The following is a 17,435-nucleotide window of genomic DNA, read 5'->3' as shown; positions in this document are numbered from 1 at the left end:
AGTTTTTCAGCGTTATGTTCAACCCTGAAGCGCTGCCTTGTCTAGGAATCAATGAAGTCATGGAATATCTCTACTTCTTTGATAATGCCAGTCTGACGATCCAGGTGATCGAGTATCTGCAGCAATGCAGAGGGTTGTCGTTAGACGTTGTAACCGTTATTTATTTGTCCGGTGGATGGTTGATGCGGATCAAGTTCAAAGAACGGCTCGATCCCAAAACAGCAATGAACCTTCGGGCCGTCATGGATGAGTTTGGATATACTTGTATGCCTTCCCCAGCGATGATGGCTGCGTTGAAAAGTCTGATGGATGGGCAAACACCAGCAGCCGTGATGCAGCGTTATCGCATTGCCGTCGTTACCCATGGTCAACCGAGTCGAGAAGAGATTGAAGCCTTTCAACAGCAGTTTATCCTACGGTCAGGCACTTATCCCAAAAGTCTGCGGTAGGAAACATGAGGGAGGAAACAGTGTGATGGTAAATATTAAGCTCAATCAATACCCAGAACCATTTCAGCCAGTCACGGATCCTTGGCAGGGTGCCCTGGCGCAACCGATACCCCAGCACCCATCTGAGACGCTGACCTTTTCATTGGGATTACCGCCAATTCTGAGCCCGGTTAGCATTCCTGATGCTGCGGCTTTATCGGCTGGTATGCGTAAGAAAAGCCCTACGGTACAATTTTTACTTCGATGGGGTTTGAAACTTTCCCCCACCGATCATTCGGTTGCTGGACTCCGGGATGCCTTGGCCCTTCTCATGTGGCAGGCATCCATCTGCCAACTCTCTCAAATACTGATTGAAGAGGAGTTGAGACTCAACGTGTTTGGCCAGGATAAGCTCAAGACCCAAATCCAAAAGGCCCTAGCACTCCTCTTTTGGCTGGGACAAGGCGATGCGATGATGCCCGCCTAGCCTGTTCTTGTTACAACTACTGGAAATCGCCCATGCCAATCGATTCGATCTCTTGCCCGATTCCCATTGAGCAATATCCCCAAGTTTTGTTAGCTCATGGTGGAGGGGGGAAGCTGATGCATCAGCTGATTGAGCAGATGTTTGGGTGTCTGTTCCAATCGGAATATCGTCACCACCATGATGCTGCGGCCCTCGATTTTCCACCGGGGCGACTTGCGTTGACGACCGACTCCTATGTGGTCCATCCCCTATTTTTCCCAGGAGGGGATATTGGTTCGCTAGCGGTCTACGGCACCGTGAATGATCTGGCAATGGCAGGGGCTCGTCCCCTTTACCTCAGCACCAGCTTTATTCTGGAAGAGGGACTGCCCATGACGACCCTTTGGCAAGTGGTGCAATCCATGCAACAGGCCGCCCACCAAGCTGATGTCCAGATCGTCACGGGCGATACAAAAGTAGTGGAACGAGGCAAAGGGGACGGTGTGTTCATTAATACGGCAGGGGTGGGGGTAATTGAACACCTCCAGACTATCCATCCTCAATCGATCCAGCCAGGTGATCTTGTCATCCTGAATGGTGACTTAGGCCGTCATGGTATGGCTGTTTTGGCGGAACGAGAAGGATTGGAATTTGAGAGTGAAATCAAGAGCGATTCAGCTCCCCTGAATCATGTGGTGTTGGATCTAATCGCCCATGGTGTTGAGCTGCACTGTATGCGGGATTTAACCCGAGGGGGATTAGCGAGTGCCTTAAATGAGATCGCTTTGGCGGCTTGGGTTACGATGACCTCCGGTCGGTCTTTGGCCATCACACTGGATGAAACCTGTATTCCCATCCGAGAAGACGTCCAGGGTGCCTGTGAAATTCTAGGCTTTGATCCCTTGTATGTGGCAAATGAAGGTCGTTTCATCGCCTTCGTGCCACCACAATCTGTAGATTTAGCCCTTGCCAGACTGAATGCCCCACTATCCTTCCCCTTATCTGGGCAGAGCAATACCAATCCTCAAATGAAACATCGGTATCCAGCACGGGTGATTGGTCAAGTCACAACAGCCGCATTCCCTCGGGTGACCCTAACCAACCGAATTGGTGTGGAGAGAATCGTTAATTTCTTAAGTGGGGAGCAACTCCCTCGAATTTGCTAGGTGATTGAGCCGAGTTAACACAGAGTATTAAAACAATCGAATATTCCTCTCTCGGAAGCCATTCGTTTTTAGTATTGGTCCTATGATTAAACACAAGTGGTTTTTGTCTATCGAAGTCAGGCAAGTTAGATGGGGGACTCACCGTCAAAAGGTCCCATGACTGGATTAAGGCCACTGTGGATGGTTCATGTTCTCTCTATTGATCCTGCATTAGAGTTATGACTTCCCCAGGCTCATGTCAGCATCAAGCCGACACGTTCGATAACTCTATCCAACGTCAACGCCTATTCCCCTTCTGGTCAGGTGGCGTTGCTATACTATTTCTTGCTTTTGGGTTGGAGTTGTTACCCCCCTTCGGTGCAGAGCCATCCACCCTATATCCTTTACTGATGCTCGGCGCAGTCCTGTCTGCCCATTGGCTTGGACTTTGGGGAGGCATATTCAGTTCCGGCGTCCTGTCTGCCTACACCCTCTATAAAATCCTAGTTATCTCCGATGCTATTACCCTCCAGGGAGCACTCAGCCTGAACCTTTTGGGAACGATTGCAGCAGCCTTATTAATTGGGGTCCGTCAAGACAATCACTTCAGTGAGCCATTGAACCAGGCTGTAGGGGACGGTTCGGAAGCCATGTTATTAGGGATTCTCGATATTGCCAACGACCCCATTATCTCCGTGGATGCAAGCCAACGGATCAACCAGTTTAATAAAGGCGCTGAGAAAGTCTTTGGTTATCAGGCTGATGAAGTTCTAGGTCAATCGCTGGATCTCCTGTTACCCAAACGGGCAATATCTATTCATCACAAGCATATTCAAAAATTTGGTGCCTCTCGATCTACCGCCAGAATGATGGGGGATCGCAGCGAGGTTTTTGGTCGACGCAAGGACGGTACAGAATTTCCGGCGGAAGCTTCGATTTCGCAGTTACAGTTAGGAGACGAAAAAGTCTTCACTGCAATTTTACGGGATAGTAGCGATCGCAAAAGAGCAGAAACTGAGCTTCAGCAGGCCAAAGAAGCTGCTGAAGTGGCCAATCAGGCTAAGAGCGGTTTCTTGGCTAACATGAGCCATGAACTTCGGACTCCTCTCAATGCGATTCTGGGGTTTTCCCAATTGATGCATCGAGATCCTGCACTCACATCTGCTCAAAAAGAGCATCTCGACATCATTAACCGCAGTGGTGAGCACTTACTGGAATTGATTAATGACATTCTCGAAATGTCCAAAATCGAAGCCGGTCGAGTCACCCTTCATAAAACAAACTTCGATCTCTATAATCTTCTAGAGACGTTGATACAAATGCTCGATTTACGAGCAAAAACGAAGGGATTGCAGCTCACTTGCGATCGCGCGCCTGATACTCCCCAATTTATTCGCGCAGATGAAGGAAAACTCCGTCAAGTCTTGATTAATTTGCTGGGTAACGCCATCAAATTCACAGAATCAGGCCACATTAATTTGAGGGTTCACGCTGGGCCGATTCAGGCTCAAGCGGCAAGCGAAGCTCCTCAATTATGTTTATTTTTTGAAATCGAAGACACAGGTCCTGGAATTGATCCCAGTGAAATCAAACAGTTGTTTGCCGCCTTCACCCAAACAGAAACGGGTCGAAAGTCTCAGCAAGGGACTGGACTCGGCTTACCCATTAGCCACCGCTTTGTAAAGTTAATGGGAGGAGACCTTACCGTTAAGAGTGTTGTTGGGCAGGGAACGACATTTCAGTTTTATCTGCAAGTGACTTTGGGCAATGAGGTAGATCATAAACCTCAGCCGATGGCTCAACGCGTTATCGGACTTGCTCCAGACCAGCCAGCTTATCGGATCTTGATTGTTGAAGATCGGATGGAAAATCGCAAGCTGATGGTCAATCTTTTGCAACCCTTGGGATTTGAAGTCCGAGAAGCCGAAAATGGCAAAGTGGCCATAGAAGAATGTGACCGTTGGCGACCTCATCTGATCTGGATGGACATGCGAATGCCAGTGATGGACGGTTATGAGGCAACGCAATATATTAAAGCCCATATTAAAGGGCAAGCAACTGTAATCATTGCGCTCACCGCCAGTGCCCTTGACGAAGAGAGAGCCCAAATCCTCGCCACCGGATGTGATGATTTTGTTCGAAAACCTTTTCTTGAAGACACCATCTTCGAGAAGATGACCGAGTATCTGGGGGTTCGCTATATCTTTGAAAAGCCTCAACCCCTTTCACCGCAACCCGCAATGGAGGTGACCGCATCCCAACTATCCGTGATGCCGACAGAATGGCTTGCTGAACTACATCAAGCGGCAATGAGTGCGCGCAGCACACGAATTGAAACCCTCATTCAAGAGATTCCAGAAGAACATAGCATTCTCGCCGAAGGACTCACTGATTTGGTCAGTAATTTTAATTACGAAAAAATTCTAACTCTGACCCAACCCTGACTCCAGCCTAGTTCGTTCTGAAACTTAAACCTGAGTAAACGTTGTTATGAGTAACCCACTTGAAGATGAGTATAAAGGCGATATTTTGATTGTAGATGATACCCCAGAAAATCTTCGCTTGTTATCCAATACATTAACGAATCAGGGGTATGAAGTTCGGGCAGTCACGAATGGAACGATGGCGCTGTCAGTCGCCCAGACAGATCCGCCAGATCTTGTATTGCTGGATATCAAAATGCCAGAAATGGATGGTTATGAGGTCTGTCAACAGTTGAAGACTGACGTAAAAACCTACGATATCCCCGTGATCTTCCTCAGTGCCCTAGACGATACGTCCGACAAGATCAAAGCTTTTACTGTCGGAGGGGTTGATTATATTACGAAACCCTTCCAAACTGAGGAAGTTTTAGTACGGGTGGCAAATCAACTGACCATTACTCGTCTCCGCAAAAAGTTAATTGCTCAAAATGAAGAATTATTGCGCTCTAACCAAGCATTAGAACAGTTCACATCCATCGTCTCCCATGATTTAAGGCAGCCATTGCAGGGTGTTTTGGGCTTTGCAAAACTGTTGGGATTCAAATGCCAACAAACTCTTGGTGAAGAAGGGATGAAGTTAGTGAGTCGGATTGTCGACGTAGCATCCCACATGGACGAACTGATTGAGGATTTACTGACCTACAGTCAAGTAGGCAGCAAGGCAATGACCTTGGAATCAACAGACTGCAATATGGTCTTAAATCAGGTACTGGCAGATTTAGAGGTTGAGATTTCGAAGCAAAGAGCCACCATCACTGCCGATCACCTGCCGACGGTTCTTGCCGATAAAGTGCAATTGGCCCAACTATTTCAGAACTTGATTAGTAATGCCATCAAATTTCACCGTCCGGACGAGTTGAGTCAATTGAAGATTTCGGTAGAACGTCAGGATCAAGAATGGTGTTTTGGAGTGCATGACAACGGTATTGGCATCGAGTCATCGCAATTTGACCATATTTTTCAAGCTTTTCAACAACTCATGCCCCAGAACTATCCTGGTACAGGAATCGGTCTTGCAACCTGTAAAAAAGTCGTTGAACGTCATCAAGGAAAGATTTGGATTGAATCGAAGTTAGGTATTGGCACCGACGTTTACTTTACCTTGGCCATCCAAGAGCAAGATTGAAGCTACTAAAATAGTCCCATAAAAATTCATATCTGCTTTAAAGACGGAAGCTCAGGAAATCTTCACAATTCAAGCGCTAACTATAGTTAGCGCCTTAAAGATTCTGATGTAAGTGATAGAGCGCCTTTAATTCACACTTTTATCTCAAGCCAAATTCGAGGTTCCTGGAGCTTAAATTCATGATTCACACAGAACCCCGCCTTTTCTCGGAAACCAGCCGTAAGCAAGTATTGATCTTAGGTTTTGATGAGGTGGGCATTGCGGATATTCCCCTGGTTGGCGGCAAAAATGCTTCCCTAGGTGAAATGATCCAGCATTTGGTTCCCCTGGGCGTGAATGTGCCCAATGGCTTTGCCACCACAGCCTATGCCTATCGGTATTTTATTCAACAGGCAGGGATTGAGGTCCAACTACGACAGATTTTTGCCGATCTAGATGTTGAGGATGTCGATAATCTACGTCAGCGAGGACGACAAGCACGATCGCTGATTCTCCACACTCCTTTCCCCAAGGATCTAGAATTAGCGATTTCCACCGCCTATTGTCAACTGTGTGAACAATATGGTGTGGGCAGTACCGCTCCAGAGGGACAAGACTCCAAAGTTCAAGAACGACTGCAAGCCTATCACTACAACGTCGACGTCGCCGTGCGCTCCAGTGCAACGGCAGAAGACCTGCCCGATGCGAGCTTTGCTGGACAACAGGAAACCTACCTAAATGTCCATGGCGTCAAGCAGGTTTTGGAATCCTGCCACAAATGCTTTGCCTCCATCTTCACGGATCGGGCGATTTCCTATCGTACCCTCAAAGGCTTTGACCATTTCGAGGTGGCTCTATCCGTGGGAGTGCAAAAAATGGTGCGCTCGGATCTGGCCTCTTCTGGAGTAATGTTTTCCATCGATACGGAAACTGGGTTTAAGAATGCAGCCTTAGTCACCGCTGCCTATGGTCTAGGGGAAAATGTCGTCCAAGGTGCCGTCAATCCTGACGAATTTCTGGTCTTTAAACCGACTTTGCGCGACGGCTTTCGTCCCATTTTGAACAAACATCTGGGCAGTAAAGAGATCAAAATGATCTACGACCTGGGAGGCAGCAAACTTACCAAAAATATTGCCGTTCCAGAGGCTGACCGAGCTAAGTTTTCCGTCAGTGATGAGGAAATCCTCACCTTAGCCCAGTGGGCTTGCATTATTGAAGACCACTATTCCCAGGTTCGGGGTGTGGACACACCCATGGATATCGAATGGGCCAAGGACGGCCAAACGGGGGAGCTATTTATTGTCCAAGCCCGCCCAGAAACCGTTCAATCCCAGAAGGTGGCAAATCGACTCTCCTCCTATCGGATGACAGTGGATACCTTACCCAAACCGTTTATTCAGGGCCGAGCCGTCGGTGATCGCATTGGCCAGGGAGCAGCTCGGGTGATTGCCTCGGTCCAAGGGATTAAGGAATTCCAGGCTGGTGAAGTCTTGGTAACCAACCGCACAGACCCCGACTGGGAGCCGATTATGAAAAGGGCCAGTGCCATTGTCACCAATCAAGGGGGACGCACCTGCCATGCAGCTATTATCGCGCGGGAGATGGGTATTCCCGCCATTGTCGGTTGTGGCAACGCCACCGAAGTTTTGCAAACGGGGCAGAACATCACCATTTCCTGTGCCGAAGGTGAAACGGGGCAGGTCTATCCCGGACTGCTGCCCTTTGTGGTGGAAGAAACCGCCTTAGATGAACTACCCCCCACCCAAACCCAAATTCTGATGAATGTGGGTAATCCTGATGAAGCCTTTGGGCTGGCGGCCATTCCCTGCGATGGGGTAGGACTAGCGCGATTGGAGTTTATTATCGCCAACCAAATTAAGACTCATCCATTGGCACTTCTGAAGTATGACGAGTTAACGGATATGGAGGCCAAGCTGGCGATTGCTCAACTGACCGCTGATTATGATTACAAACCTGATTTCTTTGTCGATCGGCTGGCCCAAGGGGTGGGTATGATTGCGGCGGCTTTCTATCCTAATCCCGTGATCGTTCGCATGTCCGACTTTAAGAGTAATGAATATGCCAATTTAATCGGGGGTCGCCAGTTTGAACCGACGGAAGAAAACCCGATGATTGGTTGGCGGGGGGCCTCTCGCTATTACGACCCCAACTATCGCCAAGCCTACGCTCTGGAATGTCATGCCCTGAAACGGGTTCGCGATGATATGGGGTTGCAGAATCTCATTCCCATGATTCCCTTCTGTCGCACCCCCGAAGAAGGCCAACAGGTTCTTGATGAAATGGCTCAACATGGTCTAAAACGGGGTGAGAATGGTCTGCAGGTTTATGTGATGTGCGAAGTGCCTAGCAATGTGGTGCTGGCAGAGGAATTTGCAGAGGTATTTGATGGTTTCTCCATTGGCTCTAATGACTTAACCCAGCTCACTCTAGGACTAGATCGGGACTCTGCCTTAGTTGCCCATATCTTTGATGAGCGCAATACGGCCGTGAAGAATTTGGTGCGGCAAGTGATTACCGTTGCCAAGGCCAAAGGTCGAAAAATTGGTATCTGTGGTCAGGCCCCCAGTGACTATCCTGAGTTTGCCCAGTTCTTGGTGGAGGAAGGGATTGATTCCATCAGCCTCAACCCAGATACGGTACTCAAAACTCGGTTGGCCATTGCCCAAGTTGAAGCCCAGATGAAAGCTACCCTCTAACCTTAAATGCTGGCCAGTACCAGAAAGTAAGGAGGTGATGTCATGCGATGTCATGGAGCGTTGATTCATTCCGGGTGCCCTCACATTTTCCTCAAGATTCAGCACTAAAACTCGAATCAATGGTGTCTTCTCTTCTATCGGACACATAGCAGGTAGTAGACTATGCTTCAGTCTCCAGCGATATCTGTAGCAACATCCTATTCTCCTTATCAGGGAAAGGTTGTCGCGATTAGGGGTAGCGTGGTTGATGTTCACTTCTCCGACGAAGTGCCACCCCTCCGCCACTTATTGAGAGCGGGTCCCCATGCTCAGATTGCAATTGAAGGACTCACTTACTTAAGCGCTAACCTCATTAGAGGAATTGCCCTCACGCCTACCCAGGGATTAGCAAGGGGGACACGAGTGATCGATACGGGACAGCCACTCCAGGTGCCCGTCGGAGATCATTTATTGGGCCGGGTGTTTAATGTATTTGGAGACCCAATTGATGGCCTGGGTCCCTTAAAGGGTATGAAGCGATCGCTCCATGCGCAGGCCGTACCTCTACATCAACGCACCACGGGGACCGATATTTTGGTCACTGGGATTAAAGCTATTGATCTGCTGGCACCGATTGAAAGAGGGAGTAAAGCAGGGTTGTTTGGTGGGGCTGGTGTGGGCAAAACTGTTCTGATTACTGAAATGATTCATAACATCGTTAGCCACTATGACGGTGTCAGTATTTTTTGTGGTATCGGTGAACGTTCCCGAGAAGGGGAAGAACTCTACCGCGAGATGAAAGCTGCTGGAGTGCTAGACAACACAGTGATGGTGTTCGGCCAAATGAATGAGCCTCCAGGGTCTCGGTTCCGTATCGGTCATGCAGCCTTGACGATGGCCGAATACTTTCGAGACCAAGCCCATCGGGATGTTCTTCTAATGATTGATAATGTCTTCCGCTTTATCCAAGCGGGTTCAGAAGTGTCTGGGCTGATGGGACAGTTACCCTCACGAGTTGGTTACCAACCCACCCTAGCTACGGAATTAGCAGAATTAGAAGAACGAATATGCAGCACGGCTCATGGGGCCATTACCTCTGTACAGGCCGTGTATATTCCTGCTGATGACCTGACGGATCCCGCTGCCGTCCATACGTTTTCTCATCTATCGGCTTCTATCGTTCTCTCTCGTAAGCGAACGAGTGAGGGATTGTATCCAGCGGTCGATCCGCTACAGTCAGGGTCCAAAATGTTGACGCCTAGTGTTGTCGGTCAACGCCATTATCAAGTTGCACAAGCGGTGCGTAAGACCTTGGCTGATTATGAAGACCTCAAAGACATTATTGCCATGCTGGGTTTGGAAGAACTTGCCCAAAACGAGCGCCAAACTGTTTATCGGGCAAGACGGCTAGAGAGATTTCTGACCCAGCCATTTTTCACAACGGAGCAATTTTCTGGCATTCCGGGAAAAATGGTCAGTCTTGATCAGACCCTAACAGGTTGTGAAGCCATTTTGCATGATGAATGTTCTGATTTGTCCGAACAAGCACTTTACATGATTGGTGCAGTCGATGAGGCGGAGCTAAAACGTCAAGAGAGTGAAGCCTGGGAGACAAGGAAAATTGGCCAATAGTGGACACCTACAGATCAGGATTTTTTTGCCCCATGAAATCCTGATGGAACAGCCAGTGATGAAGGTGACAGCCGAGTCTAAGCAAGGTGTATTTTGTCTATTGCCCCATCACATCGATTGCTTAGCAATCCTAGTACCTGGAATTGTCTCCTTAATCACTGAGCAGGGGAATGAATGTTTTGTGGCTGTGGATGAAGGCATTTTAGTGAAGTGTGGTCCAGAGGTTAGGATTTCCACTCGCAATGCTGTCCAGGGAACTGATTTAGGCAGTCTGAAACAACAAGTTGATCAGATTTTCCGTCAAATTGATGAGAAGGAGCGCCTCACCCGATCTGCACTTGCTCAGCTAGAAGCGAGCTTGGCACGTTACTTCAGTAGATTGTAAAAACGGAGTTATGGATGGAGAATTCACCACTACCGAAGGACTTAGGCCAAGCGGACAAGCATGGTTTTCAACATCAAGTTAAGGATAAAGTTAACCGCAAACTAAAGGCTCGACACCAGAAAAAGAGCGTCTGGTTTGGTCTAGGACTGTTCGGGTTAGTGGGGTGGTCAGTGGCAATTCCAACGCTATTGGGGATTGCCATCGGGGTTTGGCTAGATAATCATGTCCCTAGCCGCTATTCTTGGACCTTAACCATGCTGGTTGTGGGGGTGATTTTAGGTTGCCTCAATGCCTGGTATTGGATCAAAAAGGAAAGTCATCATGAGTGAAACGATCCTCCTGTATTTAGTTTTACTCGTAGGGACAACAATTGTTTTAGCTATCCTCTTTAAAGCAGGGGCCGAACGGTTGGGCATCCCTCCCTTAGTGGGATATTTATTGCTTGGTTTTATTTTACAACTTCTTGATGTTCGTGGTTTTCTAGCCTCCGAGGTGGTGTTGGAGATCTTTAGTTTTTTAGCTGAGCTAGGCATTATTTCTCTACTGTTCCGCGTGGGATTAGAATGCAATTTCACTGGATTATTGCGTCAGTTACCTCAAGCTTGTTTGCTCCTCATCGGTGATGTGATCTGTAGTGGTTCAATAGGGTTTATCACTGCCTATTTCTTCTTAAATTTATCTCTTGTTGCCAGCCTATTTATTGGCATTGCCTTGGTGGCAACCAGTGTGGGGATTTCAATTAGCGTTTGGCAAGATTCCCAAGCACTTAATTCCAAGAATGGAGAGCTGCTACTAGATATTGCGGAAATGGATGATATTGCGGCCATTATCCTGATGTCTTTATTATTTTCACTTGCTCCTTCCTGGCAGCAAGGAACCGCAATTAAGTTTCTGCCGCTTTTGGAAACAATCATTGGCCCTTTTTGCTTAAAGGTGATGATTTTTAGCACCTTCTGCTTGATCTTTTTTCGCTATATTGAACAGCCCTTAACTCAATTTTTTGAGCGAATAGAACCGGCCCCCGATCCGATGTTGATGGTTGTAGGAACAGGCTTCGTTATTGCTGCTGTAGCAGGGCTTTTAGGTTTCTCAGTTGCCGTTGGGGCCTTCTTTGCAGGACTGGCATTTAGCCGTGATCCCCACGCTGTCAAAATTGATGCATCTTTCGGAACTCTCTACGAATTTTTTGTTCCGTTCTTTTTTATCCATATTGGCCTACAGATTCAAGTTTCAACTCTAGCAACCACCCTAGGCTTGAGTTTATTGCTCCTGAGTGCAGCCTTGCTTGGCAAACTCATCGGTATTGGGGGTTTGATGCTCTTGAGCCAAAGAGATGTTTCCAGTTCCACTTTACTAGGGATTAGTATGATGCCTCGAGCTGAAATTACCATGGTGATTCTTCAGCGAGGTCGTGAATTGGGGGATTGGGCTGTCTCTTCCCAGATTTTTACTGGCATGACGCTGGTTGCGATCTCAACCTGTATCATCGCTCCGATGCTGCTATATCCATTACTCAAGCAATGGCCCCAACTACAAGAGGCTGAAGCATGAATAGTTATTCCCTCGCCCTATTCACCTCCTTAATTTTGGGGAGTGGACTAGGACTCCTTTACTTCGGTGGATTATGGATCACGATTCTCCGGTTTAACCGAACCACTCAACCCATCCTGCTGATGTGGAGTAGTTTCATACTCCGTCTTGGGGCAGTTCTAGGTGTGTTTCACCTCATCCTTCAGAAGGGAGTGAGCGATCATCTACTAGGACCTCTACTCCTTACATTTCTGGGATTTCTTTGGGCTCGAAATGTTTTGATTAGCAGCATTATTCCCCAACCCCAGAAGATAAAGAAAAGGCGGAGAGAAGTTGTGAATTGTGATTTATAAGTTCTGAATCAAAGACTTTATTAAAAAAAATTCTATATAGAAAAGAATTTTGGCTAAAAGGCTCAAATACTGTGCTCTCAGTATTACAAAACTCAAAATTCATTGTTGTTATCACTTGGAATGGAGCACAAATGTAATGCATCTAACGCCAGATCAAACCATTTTTTGGCAATGGGGGATGTTCTCTCTCAACGCGACACTGATCTTCACCTGGCTAGTCATGGAGGTGCTGGTGGTTGGCTCATGGTTAGTGACCCGACACCTCTCTGCCTCGACTCAGATCTCGCGGGGACAAAACTTGTTGGAGGTAATTGTGTTGGGCATTAGAGATCAGATTCAGGAAATCATTGACCAACCTGCAGGCCCATACTTACCGTTTATAGGCACCTTGTTTATCTTTATCGCCCTATCGAATCTGCTGAGTGTTATCCCCGGTTACCAACCACCGACGGGGTCTTTATCCACCACAACGGCTCTTGCCCTCTGTGTCTTTTTCGCGGTCCCCCTCTATGGCGTTCGGAAGAAGGGAGTGCGGGGTTACCTACAGCAGTACTTGCAGCCTAACCCCATTATGCTGCCGTTCAATATCATTGGGGATTTCTCCAGAATTGTGGCCCTAGCTGTTCGCCTATTTGGCAATGTCATGAGTGGAACAATGATCGTTGGCATCCTACTATCGGTAGCTCCTTTACTCTTCCCAGTCATGATGCAGGTCTTGGGGCTCTTAACAGGCATGATTCAAGCCTATATTTTCGCCATTTTAGCCATGGTTTTCATTGCAGCGGCGAGTCAAGTGGATCAACACAACCCTCAAACAGACAGTGAGGTCTTCCATGGATAATATTGCCCTTGTAGGCATGGCTTCGATTGTGATCTCTGGACTCACCATTGCCATAGGCTCCATAGGCCCAGCGCTGGGGGAAGGTCGAGCCTTATCCCAAGCATTAAGTGCTCTGGCGCAGCAACCCGACGAAGCCAATACCATCACCAGAGTGCTTTTTGTGGGAATGGCATTGGTAGAATCAACGGCCATTTACTGCTTTGTGATTACATTAATTCTGATTTTTGCCAATCCATTTTGGACCTATGTTGTGGAGCAGGCCAGCACAAATGGAGGATAGCCATGTTGATTGATCCACTCACCGTGGTGGCCCAAATCATTAATTTTCTGATTCTAGTGGCCTTACTGAGACGGTTCCTCTATGCTCCGATCACTCAAGTAATGAAAAAGCGGGAACGGCTGATTGCTCAGCAGTTAAAGGAAGCTGCTCATCAGCAAGAAGTTGCTCAGCAAGAAGCTGAGCGTTGGCGTCAGATGCAGCAATCTTTAGAACATCGACAAGCCTCGTTTTTGACCCAAGCGCAAGCAGCAGCAGAAGAGCATCGACATCAGTTGTTGCAACAAATTCGGGACGAAGTCGATAGTACACAAGCTCAATGGAAAGAGGCAGTCAAACATGAGCGGCAAGTATTTCTAGGGACTCTACAGAAGTTGGCAGGACAGCAGTTAACGACCACCGTTCGGTATCTCCTTCAAGATTTGGCGAATGCTGATTTAGAGCAGCAAATCATTGAAGCTTTTCTGACTCGTCTTAATCATCTACCCGCTTCAGAACAAGCGGTGTTACGAGTTGCTTTATCCAACGTCAGGGAACAGAAACTGATGATATCCAGTACATTTCCCATACCTCAAGAAAGCAGAAATCGCATACTTGAGGTACTCCTTAAGCAAGCCCGTGGAGTAGACCCTAGTGCGTACCAATTTACGACGGCTCCAGACTTAATGTGTGGAATTGAACTCAAGATTCCAGGATATAAGCTGGCTTGGACGGTAGAGCAATATCTTCAGCAGCTGGAGATGAAGTTAAATCAGGTATGGGATGGCATGGAAAAAGAATCAGTTGAGCAGGGGTAGACCATGGAGGCCCCAAAACTCGACATTTTGAAGCCAGTACTGCATCAAATTTTTGCTGCATTTGATCAGGTGGAAGGCCAGTATCCATTCGAGTTGCAGAGCCAAGAAATCGGAACTGTAACTTATTTAGGCCATGGTATTGCCCGAGCGACTGGTCTTTTACAGGTGCAATCTGAGGAGTTAGTCAGATTTCCCGGCGATCGGATGGGGCTGGCCTTTAATTTAGATCCGGATGAGGTGGGTTTGATTTTGCTGGATGATGGACATTCTCTGAGGGCAGGGTGTGAAGTCCAGCGAACAGGCCGGGTTCTAGATGTCCCTGTAGGAGAGGGGTTGCTTGGCCGAGTCGTTGATGCAACAGGTCGCCCGTTGGATCAACGCGGATTAGTGACTGAAAGTGAACGACGCCCCGTTGAACGGGAGGCCCCTGCCATCATGGACCGGGCTCCTGTAACCGTGCCTCTTCAGACAGGCATTAAGGCGATTGATTCCCTTATCCCCATTGGTCGGGGACAGCGAGAACTAATTGTGGGCGATCGCCAAACGGGAAAAACAGCGATTGCTATCGATACTATCCTCAACCAAAAAGATCAGGGTGTGATTTGTGTGTATTGCGCCATTGGTCAGCGCAGTTCTGCTGTGGCCAAGCTGATCGCTGAGCTTCGCAATCGGGGGGCGATGGACTACTGCATTGTCGTGGTAGCAGGGGGGGAAGCCTCACCTGGCCTGCAATATATCACCCCCTATGCTGCGACCACGATGGCAGAGTACTTTATGGAGCAAGGGCAAGATGTGTTGATTGTTTATGACGATCTGATTCAACATGCCCGTGCCTATCGTGAGCTATCGCTGCTATTGCGCCGCCCGCCAGGACGGGAAGCATTTCCAGGTGATATTTTTTATATTCATGCTCGGCTGCTGGAGCGGTCGACGTGTCTGCGGCCTGAGTTAGGGGGAGGCTCTCTAACAGCTTTGCCCATTGTGGAGACGGAAGCTCAAAATCTATCGGCCTATATCCCCACCAATTTAGTCTCGATTACAGATGGGCAAATCTATCTCACCCCTGATCTGTTCCAAAAGGGAATATTTCCTGCTGTTGATGTGGGCAAATCGGTTTCCCGCGTCGGGGGCAAAGCCCAGCTTCCTGCTTACCGAACCGTTGCAGGGGATCTACGACTGTCCTACACGCAATTTGAAGAATTGGAGTCTTTTGCTCGGTTTGGGACCCGTTTAGAAGAATCCACTCAGCAATCTTTAGAGCGAGGTCGTCGAGTGCGTGAAGTGCTGCAACAACCTCAGTTTCAGCCGTTGCCCGTTGCGGAGCAAATTGCTGTGATGCTAGCGGTTACTCAGGGACAGTTTGATCCCGTGCCCATTGAGCAAGTGTCCCAAGCAGAACAGCATATAGGAGAAGCGATACGACGTGAGCTACCGAATATTTGCGATCGCATCCAGAATGCAGGGCAGTTGCGCGAAACGGATCGGGAGGTACTTTTGAATTGGATCGCCAACAGCATATCGAAGGACCCAGACAATGAGTTGTAATTGCTGAATCTAGCCTGACACATTCCCTGAGCCTAATCCTTTGATGATGATCTCCATGAAAACCCAACTTTCATCCTTCCTAGCTAGCCATCAACATAATGCAAACTCTAGAAACCCTTAAGCGCAAAATCGCCAGCACTCAGGAGTTGCAAACCGTTGCTAAAACGATGAAAGCTCTAGCAGCCGCCAATATCCGTCAATATGAACAGGCTGCCAATGCACTCCAGCACTATCGCCAAACCTTGGCTATGGGGATACAAATTCTCCGAATGAATTATCCTGATACATTGACTCACGTTAGACCCAGTGCTCACCATCGCTTAGGAATGGTGATTTTTGGCTCGGATCAGGGGATGTGTGGCCGTTTTAATGAACAGCTATCAGAGGTGGTGATTCAGCACCTAGAACAGCACTCCTCTCAGGGAGAGCAACCCCTTCTGTTGGGAATGGGAGCCCGAATTTGCGATCGCATCATGGATCAAGGTTACGCCATCGAGCGATATCTTCCGGTCCCGACCTCGGTTGACGGAATTACATCTAAGGTACAAACGATTGTTGTCCAGCTTAAAAAATGGCGTGCTCTGTGCCAGGTAGACCAAATTTGGGTGTTCCATAATCATCCCATCAGCGGCCATACCAGTACCCCTCACCAACAACAGATCTTTCCCCTGGAAGTCGACCTTGAGCGCCCCTCCTCCTGGCCGACTCGCTGTCGCCCGATGGTTTTTCTGAGCCGTGAGCGATTATTCTCAGCCATATTCCGGCAGCATTTTTTTGTTGCCCTATATCAAGCCTGCGCTGAGTCCTTAGCGAGTGAAAATGCCAGTCGCTTAACCTCAATGCAGTTAGCTCAAACCAATATTGCTGAACATTTGACGGAGTTACAAGCTGCTTTTCAACAGCAACGCCAAACCAAAATTACGGAAGAGTTACTGGATATCGTGTCAGGCTTTGAAGCCCTTAACCAACCCCACTAGTGGGGCAAGGCAGGGTCCGTGAGCGGTTCACAAAGGATATCTGCACAAGTTGCCACCGTTTGCCACTCTTGCACCACTTGAGTAGGGACTTCAACCTGAATGGACTTCATCCCCTTTGTCGGAATAAACAGGTCAAGAGCAGCGTCTAACTCAGGCACGATGGGCTGGAGATTATATTGGGCAACGTTAGAGCCAGGGAGGACTTCAGTATACAAAGACTCTGGGAGGCTCTTCACTTTCACGGTTTTTCCTTTAGACATGATGAGGGTAAGAGGCAGGGAATGATCGATATCTACAAAGCCAGGGCAGCCAGCTAGCATCAGGTCAATGCTAGGGGGGCTAGCAAAACCCACATGTTTGGATGCTACGACCAACCAATGATTACCTTGTTGATCGGGTAGATGTTGTCGAGATTGATAGAGCATCTGACCTTGTGATTCTCGCGTCATACTCACTTCTGCGATCGCAGATGAACCTATCCCATTCCCCATATTGGTAACGAGCAGCAGCACCAAGGTACTGATCAATAACAACAAGAAAAGACCTCTACGAATCCAAACTCTCATTTGTCTATTCCTCGATTTATATTGATGTAGAGGGTTGTGAATGAGGTTAATAGTGGACCCTAGAAAATCTCACAAGAGTATTGCCAACAACGTTCTAACAACATTCTGTGCTGTTCAATTTCACATTCCCTGATATAGCAACGTTCCAGCAGCTCTCTGTCATCAGTATGAGAAAACATCAAGAGGTTGAGGAACCACTTAGGCTTAAA

General features: G+C 48.0%; 17 protein-coding genes. 16 read left to right on the top strand and 1 reads right to left on the bottom strand.

All coding sequences use genetic code 11. The features are described 5' to 3' along the window. The first annotated feature begins 14 nt into the window (after nucleotides 1-14). From I1H34_RS30815 to I1H34_RS30740, 16 genes are all read left to right on the top strand, one after another. Entirely contained in the window at nucleotides 15-449 is a 435-nt protein-coding gene (locus I1H34_RS30815; protein ID WP_249370329.1) for a hypothetical protein, read from the top strand. A 25-nt stretch (nucleotides 450-474) separates the two neighbouring features. After that, the gene (locus tag I1H34_RS30810; RefSeq protein WP_212667132.1) at nucleotides 475-915 is read left to right on the top strand and encodes a hypothetical protein; all 441 of its coding nucleotides are present in this window, start codon (nucleotides 475-477) and stop codon (nucleotides 913-915) included. Nucleotides 916-947: 32 nt separating this feature from the next. Beyond that, entirely contained in the window at nucleotides 948-2,060 is a 1,113-nt protein-coding gene (gene hypE, locus I1H34_RS30805) for a hydrogenase expression/formation protein HypE (RefSeq protein ID WP_212667097.1), read from the top strand. Between the two features lie 218 nt (nucleotides 2,061-2,278). After that, nucleotides 2,279-4,483 carry a PAS domain-containing hybrid sensor histidine kinase/response regulator gene (locus I1H34_RS30800; protein WP_212667096.1) on the top strand — a complete coding sequence of 735 codons (2,205 nt, stop codon included), beginning with the start codon at nucleotides 2,279-2,281 and terminating at the stop codon, nucleotides 4,481-4,483. Between the two features lie 46 nt (nucleotides 4,484-4,529). After that, a complete protein-coding gene (locus tag I1H34_RS30795; protein ID WP_212667095.1) occupies nucleotides 4,530-5,648 on the top strand; it encodes a response regulator in 1,119 nt (372 codons plus the stop codon). 179 nt (nucleotides 5,649-5,827) lie between these two features. Continuing rightward, the gene (gene ppsA / locus I1H34_RS30790; RefSeq protein WP_212667094.1) at nucleotides 5,828-8,344 is read left to right on the top strand and encodes a phosphoenolpyruvate synthase; all 2,517 of its coding nucleotides are present in this window, start codon (nucleotides 5,828-5,830) and stop codon (nucleotides 8,342-8,344) included. A gap of 162 nt (nucleotides 8,345-8,506) precedes the next feature. Further along, nucleotides 8,507-9,955, top strand: coding sequence for a F0F1 ATP synthase subunit beta (atpD, locus tag I1H34_RS30785; RefSeq protein ID WP_212667093.1), 1,449 nt, complete (start codon nucleotides 8,507-8,509; stop codon nucleotides 9,953-9,955). Then, nucleotides 9,945-10,340 (top strand): F0F1 ATP synthase subunit epsilon, encoded by a 396-nt coding sequence (locus tag I1H34_RS30780; RefSeq protein ID WP_212667092.1) that lies wholly within the window; start codon nucleotides 9,945-9,947, stop codon nucleotides 10,338-10,340. Before atpD ends, I1H34_RS30780 begins: the two co-directional genes overlap by 11 nt. 14 nt (nucleotides 10,341-10,354) lie before the next feature. Beyond that, nucleotides 10,355-10,669, top strand: coding sequence for an AtpZ/AtpI family protein (locus I1H34_RS30775; protein WP_212667091.1), 315 nt, complete (start codon nucleotides 10,355-10,357; stop codon nucleotides 10,667-10,669). After that, nucleotides 10,662-11,891: a cation:proton antiporter gene (locus tag I1H34_RS30770; RefSeq protein WP_212667090.1), complete on the top strand. Its 1,230-nt coding sequence runs from the start codon at nucleotides 10,662-10,664 to the stop codon at nucleotides 11,889-11,891. Before I1H34_RS30775 ends, I1H34_RS30770 begins: the two co-directional genes overlap by 8 nt. Beyond that, a complete protein-coding gene (locus tag I1H34_RS30765) occupies nucleotides 11,888-12,223 on the top strand; it encodes an ATP synthase subunit I (protein WP_212667089.1) in 336 nt (111 codons plus the stop codon). Before I1H34_RS30770 ends, I1H34_RS30765 begins: the two co-directional genes overlap by 4 nt. Nucleotides 12,224-12,359: 136 nt before the next feature. Then, the gene (locus I1H34_RS30760; RefSeq protein WP_212667088.1) at nucleotides 12,360-13,064 is read left to right on the top strand and encodes a F0F1 ATP synthase subunit A; all 705 of its coding nucleotides are present in this window, start codon (nucleotides 12,360-12,362) and stop codon (nucleotides 13,062-13,064) included. Beyond that, complete coding sequence (locus I1H34_RS30755; protein WP_010476590.1) at nucleotides 13,057-13,344, top strand: F0F1 ATP synthase subunit C; 288 nt, start codon at nucleotides 13,057-13,059, stop codon at nucleotides 13,342-13,344. Before I1H34_RS30760 ends, I1H34_RS30755 begins: the two co-directional genes overlap by 8 nt. A 2-nt stretch (nucleotides 13,345-13,346) precedes the next feature. Then, on the top strand, nucleotides 13,347-14,138 hold the full coding sequence (locus I1H34_RS30750) for a F0F1 ATP synthase subunit B (protein ID WP_212667087.1): 792 nt from the start codon (nucleotides 13,347-13,349) through the stop codon (nucleotides 14,136-14,138). Nucleotides 14,139-14,141: 3 nt separating this feature from the next. Next, nucleotides 14,142-15,683, top strand: a complete 1,542-nt coding sequence (locus I1H34_RS30745) for an alternate F1F0 ATPase, F1 subunit alpha (RefSeq protein WP_212667086.1) — start codon at nucleotides 14,142-14,144, stop codon at nucleotides 15,681-15,683. A 98-nt stretch (nucleotides 15,684-15,781) separates the two neighbouring features. Then, complete coding sequence (locus I1H34_RS30740; protein ID WP_212667085.1) at nucleotides 15,782-16,660, top strand: F0F1 ATP synthase subunit gamma; 879 nt, start codon at nucleotides 15,782-15,784, stop codon at nucleotides 16,658-16,660. Here I1H34_RS30740 and I1H34_RS30735 read toward each other — a convergent pair. Beyond that, nucleotides 16,657-17,226 (bottom strand): DUF3122 domain-containing protein, encoded by a 570-nt coding sequence (locus tag I1H34_RS30735; RefSeq protein WP_212667084.1) that lies wholly within the window; start codon nucleotides 17,224-17,226, stop codon nucleotides 16,657-16,659. The two genes, I1H34_RS30740 and I1H34_RS30735, sit on opposite strands and share 4 nt — an antisense overlap. Nucleotides 17,227-17,435: the final 209 nt, after the last annotated feature.

Origin of the sequence: Acaryochloris marina S15 (genome assembly GCF_018336915.1) — a bacterium.
GTDB classification, from domain to species: Bacteria; Cyanobacteriota; Cyanobacteriia; order Thermosynechococcales; family Thermosynechococcaceae; genus Acaryochloris; species Acaryochloris marina_A.
This window is presented reverse-complemented; position numbering and strand designations above follow the sequence as displayed.

Excerpts from the sequence above, each read along its gene's own strand:
- I1H34_RS30815 (WP_249370329.1), top strand. The coding sequence starts at position 15 with ATGTTCAACCCTGAAGCGCTGCCTTGTCTAGGAATCAATGAAGTCATG.
- I1H34_RS30810 (WP_212667132.1), top strand. The coding sequence starts at position 475 with ATGGTAAATATTAAGCTCAATCAATACCCAGAACCATTTCAGCCAGTC.
- hypE (WP_212667097.1), top strand. The coding sequence starts at position 948 with ATGCCAATCGATTCGATCTCTTGCCCGATTCCCATTGAGCAATATCCC.
- I1H34_RS30800 (WP_212667096.1), top strand. The coding sequence starts at position 2,279 with ATGACTTCCCCAGGCTCATGTCAGCATCAAGCCGACACGTTCGATAAC.
- I1H34_RS30795 (WP_212667095.1), top strand. The coding sequence starts at position 4,530 with ATGAGTAACCCACTTGAAGATGAGTATAAAGGCGATATTTTGATTGTA.
- ppsA (WP_212667094.1), top strand. The coding sequence starts at position 5,828 with ATGATTCACACAGAACCCCGCCTTTTCTCGGAAACCAGCCGTAAGCAA.
- atpD (WP_212667093.1), top strand. The coding sequence starts at position 8,507 with ATGCTTCAGTCTCCAGCGATATCTGTAGCAACATCCTATTCTCCTTAT.
- I1H34_RS30775 (WP_212667091.1), top strand. The coding sequence starts at position 10,355 with ATGGAGAATTCACCACTACCGAAGGACTTAGGCCAAGCGGACAAGCAT.
- I1H34_RS30770 (WP_212667090.1), top strand. The coding sequence starts at position 10,662 with ATGAGTGAAACGATCCTCCTGTATTTAGTTTTACTCGTAGGGACAACA.
- I1H34_RS30765 (WP_212667089.1), top strand. The coding sequence starts at position 11,888 with ATGAATAGTTATTCCCTCGCCCTATTCACCTCCTTAATTTTGGGGAGT.
- I1H34_RS30760 (WP_212667088.1), top strand. The coding sequence starts at position 12,360 with ATGCATCTAACGCCAGATCAAACCATTTTTTGGCAATGGGGGATGTTC.
- I1H34_RS30755 (WP_010476590.1), top strand. The coding sequence starts at position 13,057 with ATGGATAATATTGCCCTTGTAGGCATGGCTTCGATTGTGATCTCTGGA.
- I1H34_RS30750 (WP_212667087.1), top strand. The coding sequence starts at position 13,347 with ATGTTGATTGATCCACTCACCGTGGTGGCCCAAATCATTAATTTTCTG.
- I1H34_RS30745 (WP_212667086.1), top strand. The coding sequence starts at position 14,142 with ATGGAGGCCCCAAAACTCGACATTTTGAAGCCAGTACTGCATCAAATT.
- I1H34_RS30740 (WP_212667085.1), top strand. The coding sequence starts at position 15,782 with ATGCAAACTCTAGAAACCCTTAAGCGCAAAATCGCCAGCACTCAGGAG.
- I1H34_RS30735 (WP_212667084.1), bottom strand. The coding sequence starts at position 17,226 with ATGAGAGTTTGGATTCGTAGAGGTCTTTTCTTGTTGTTATTGATCAGT.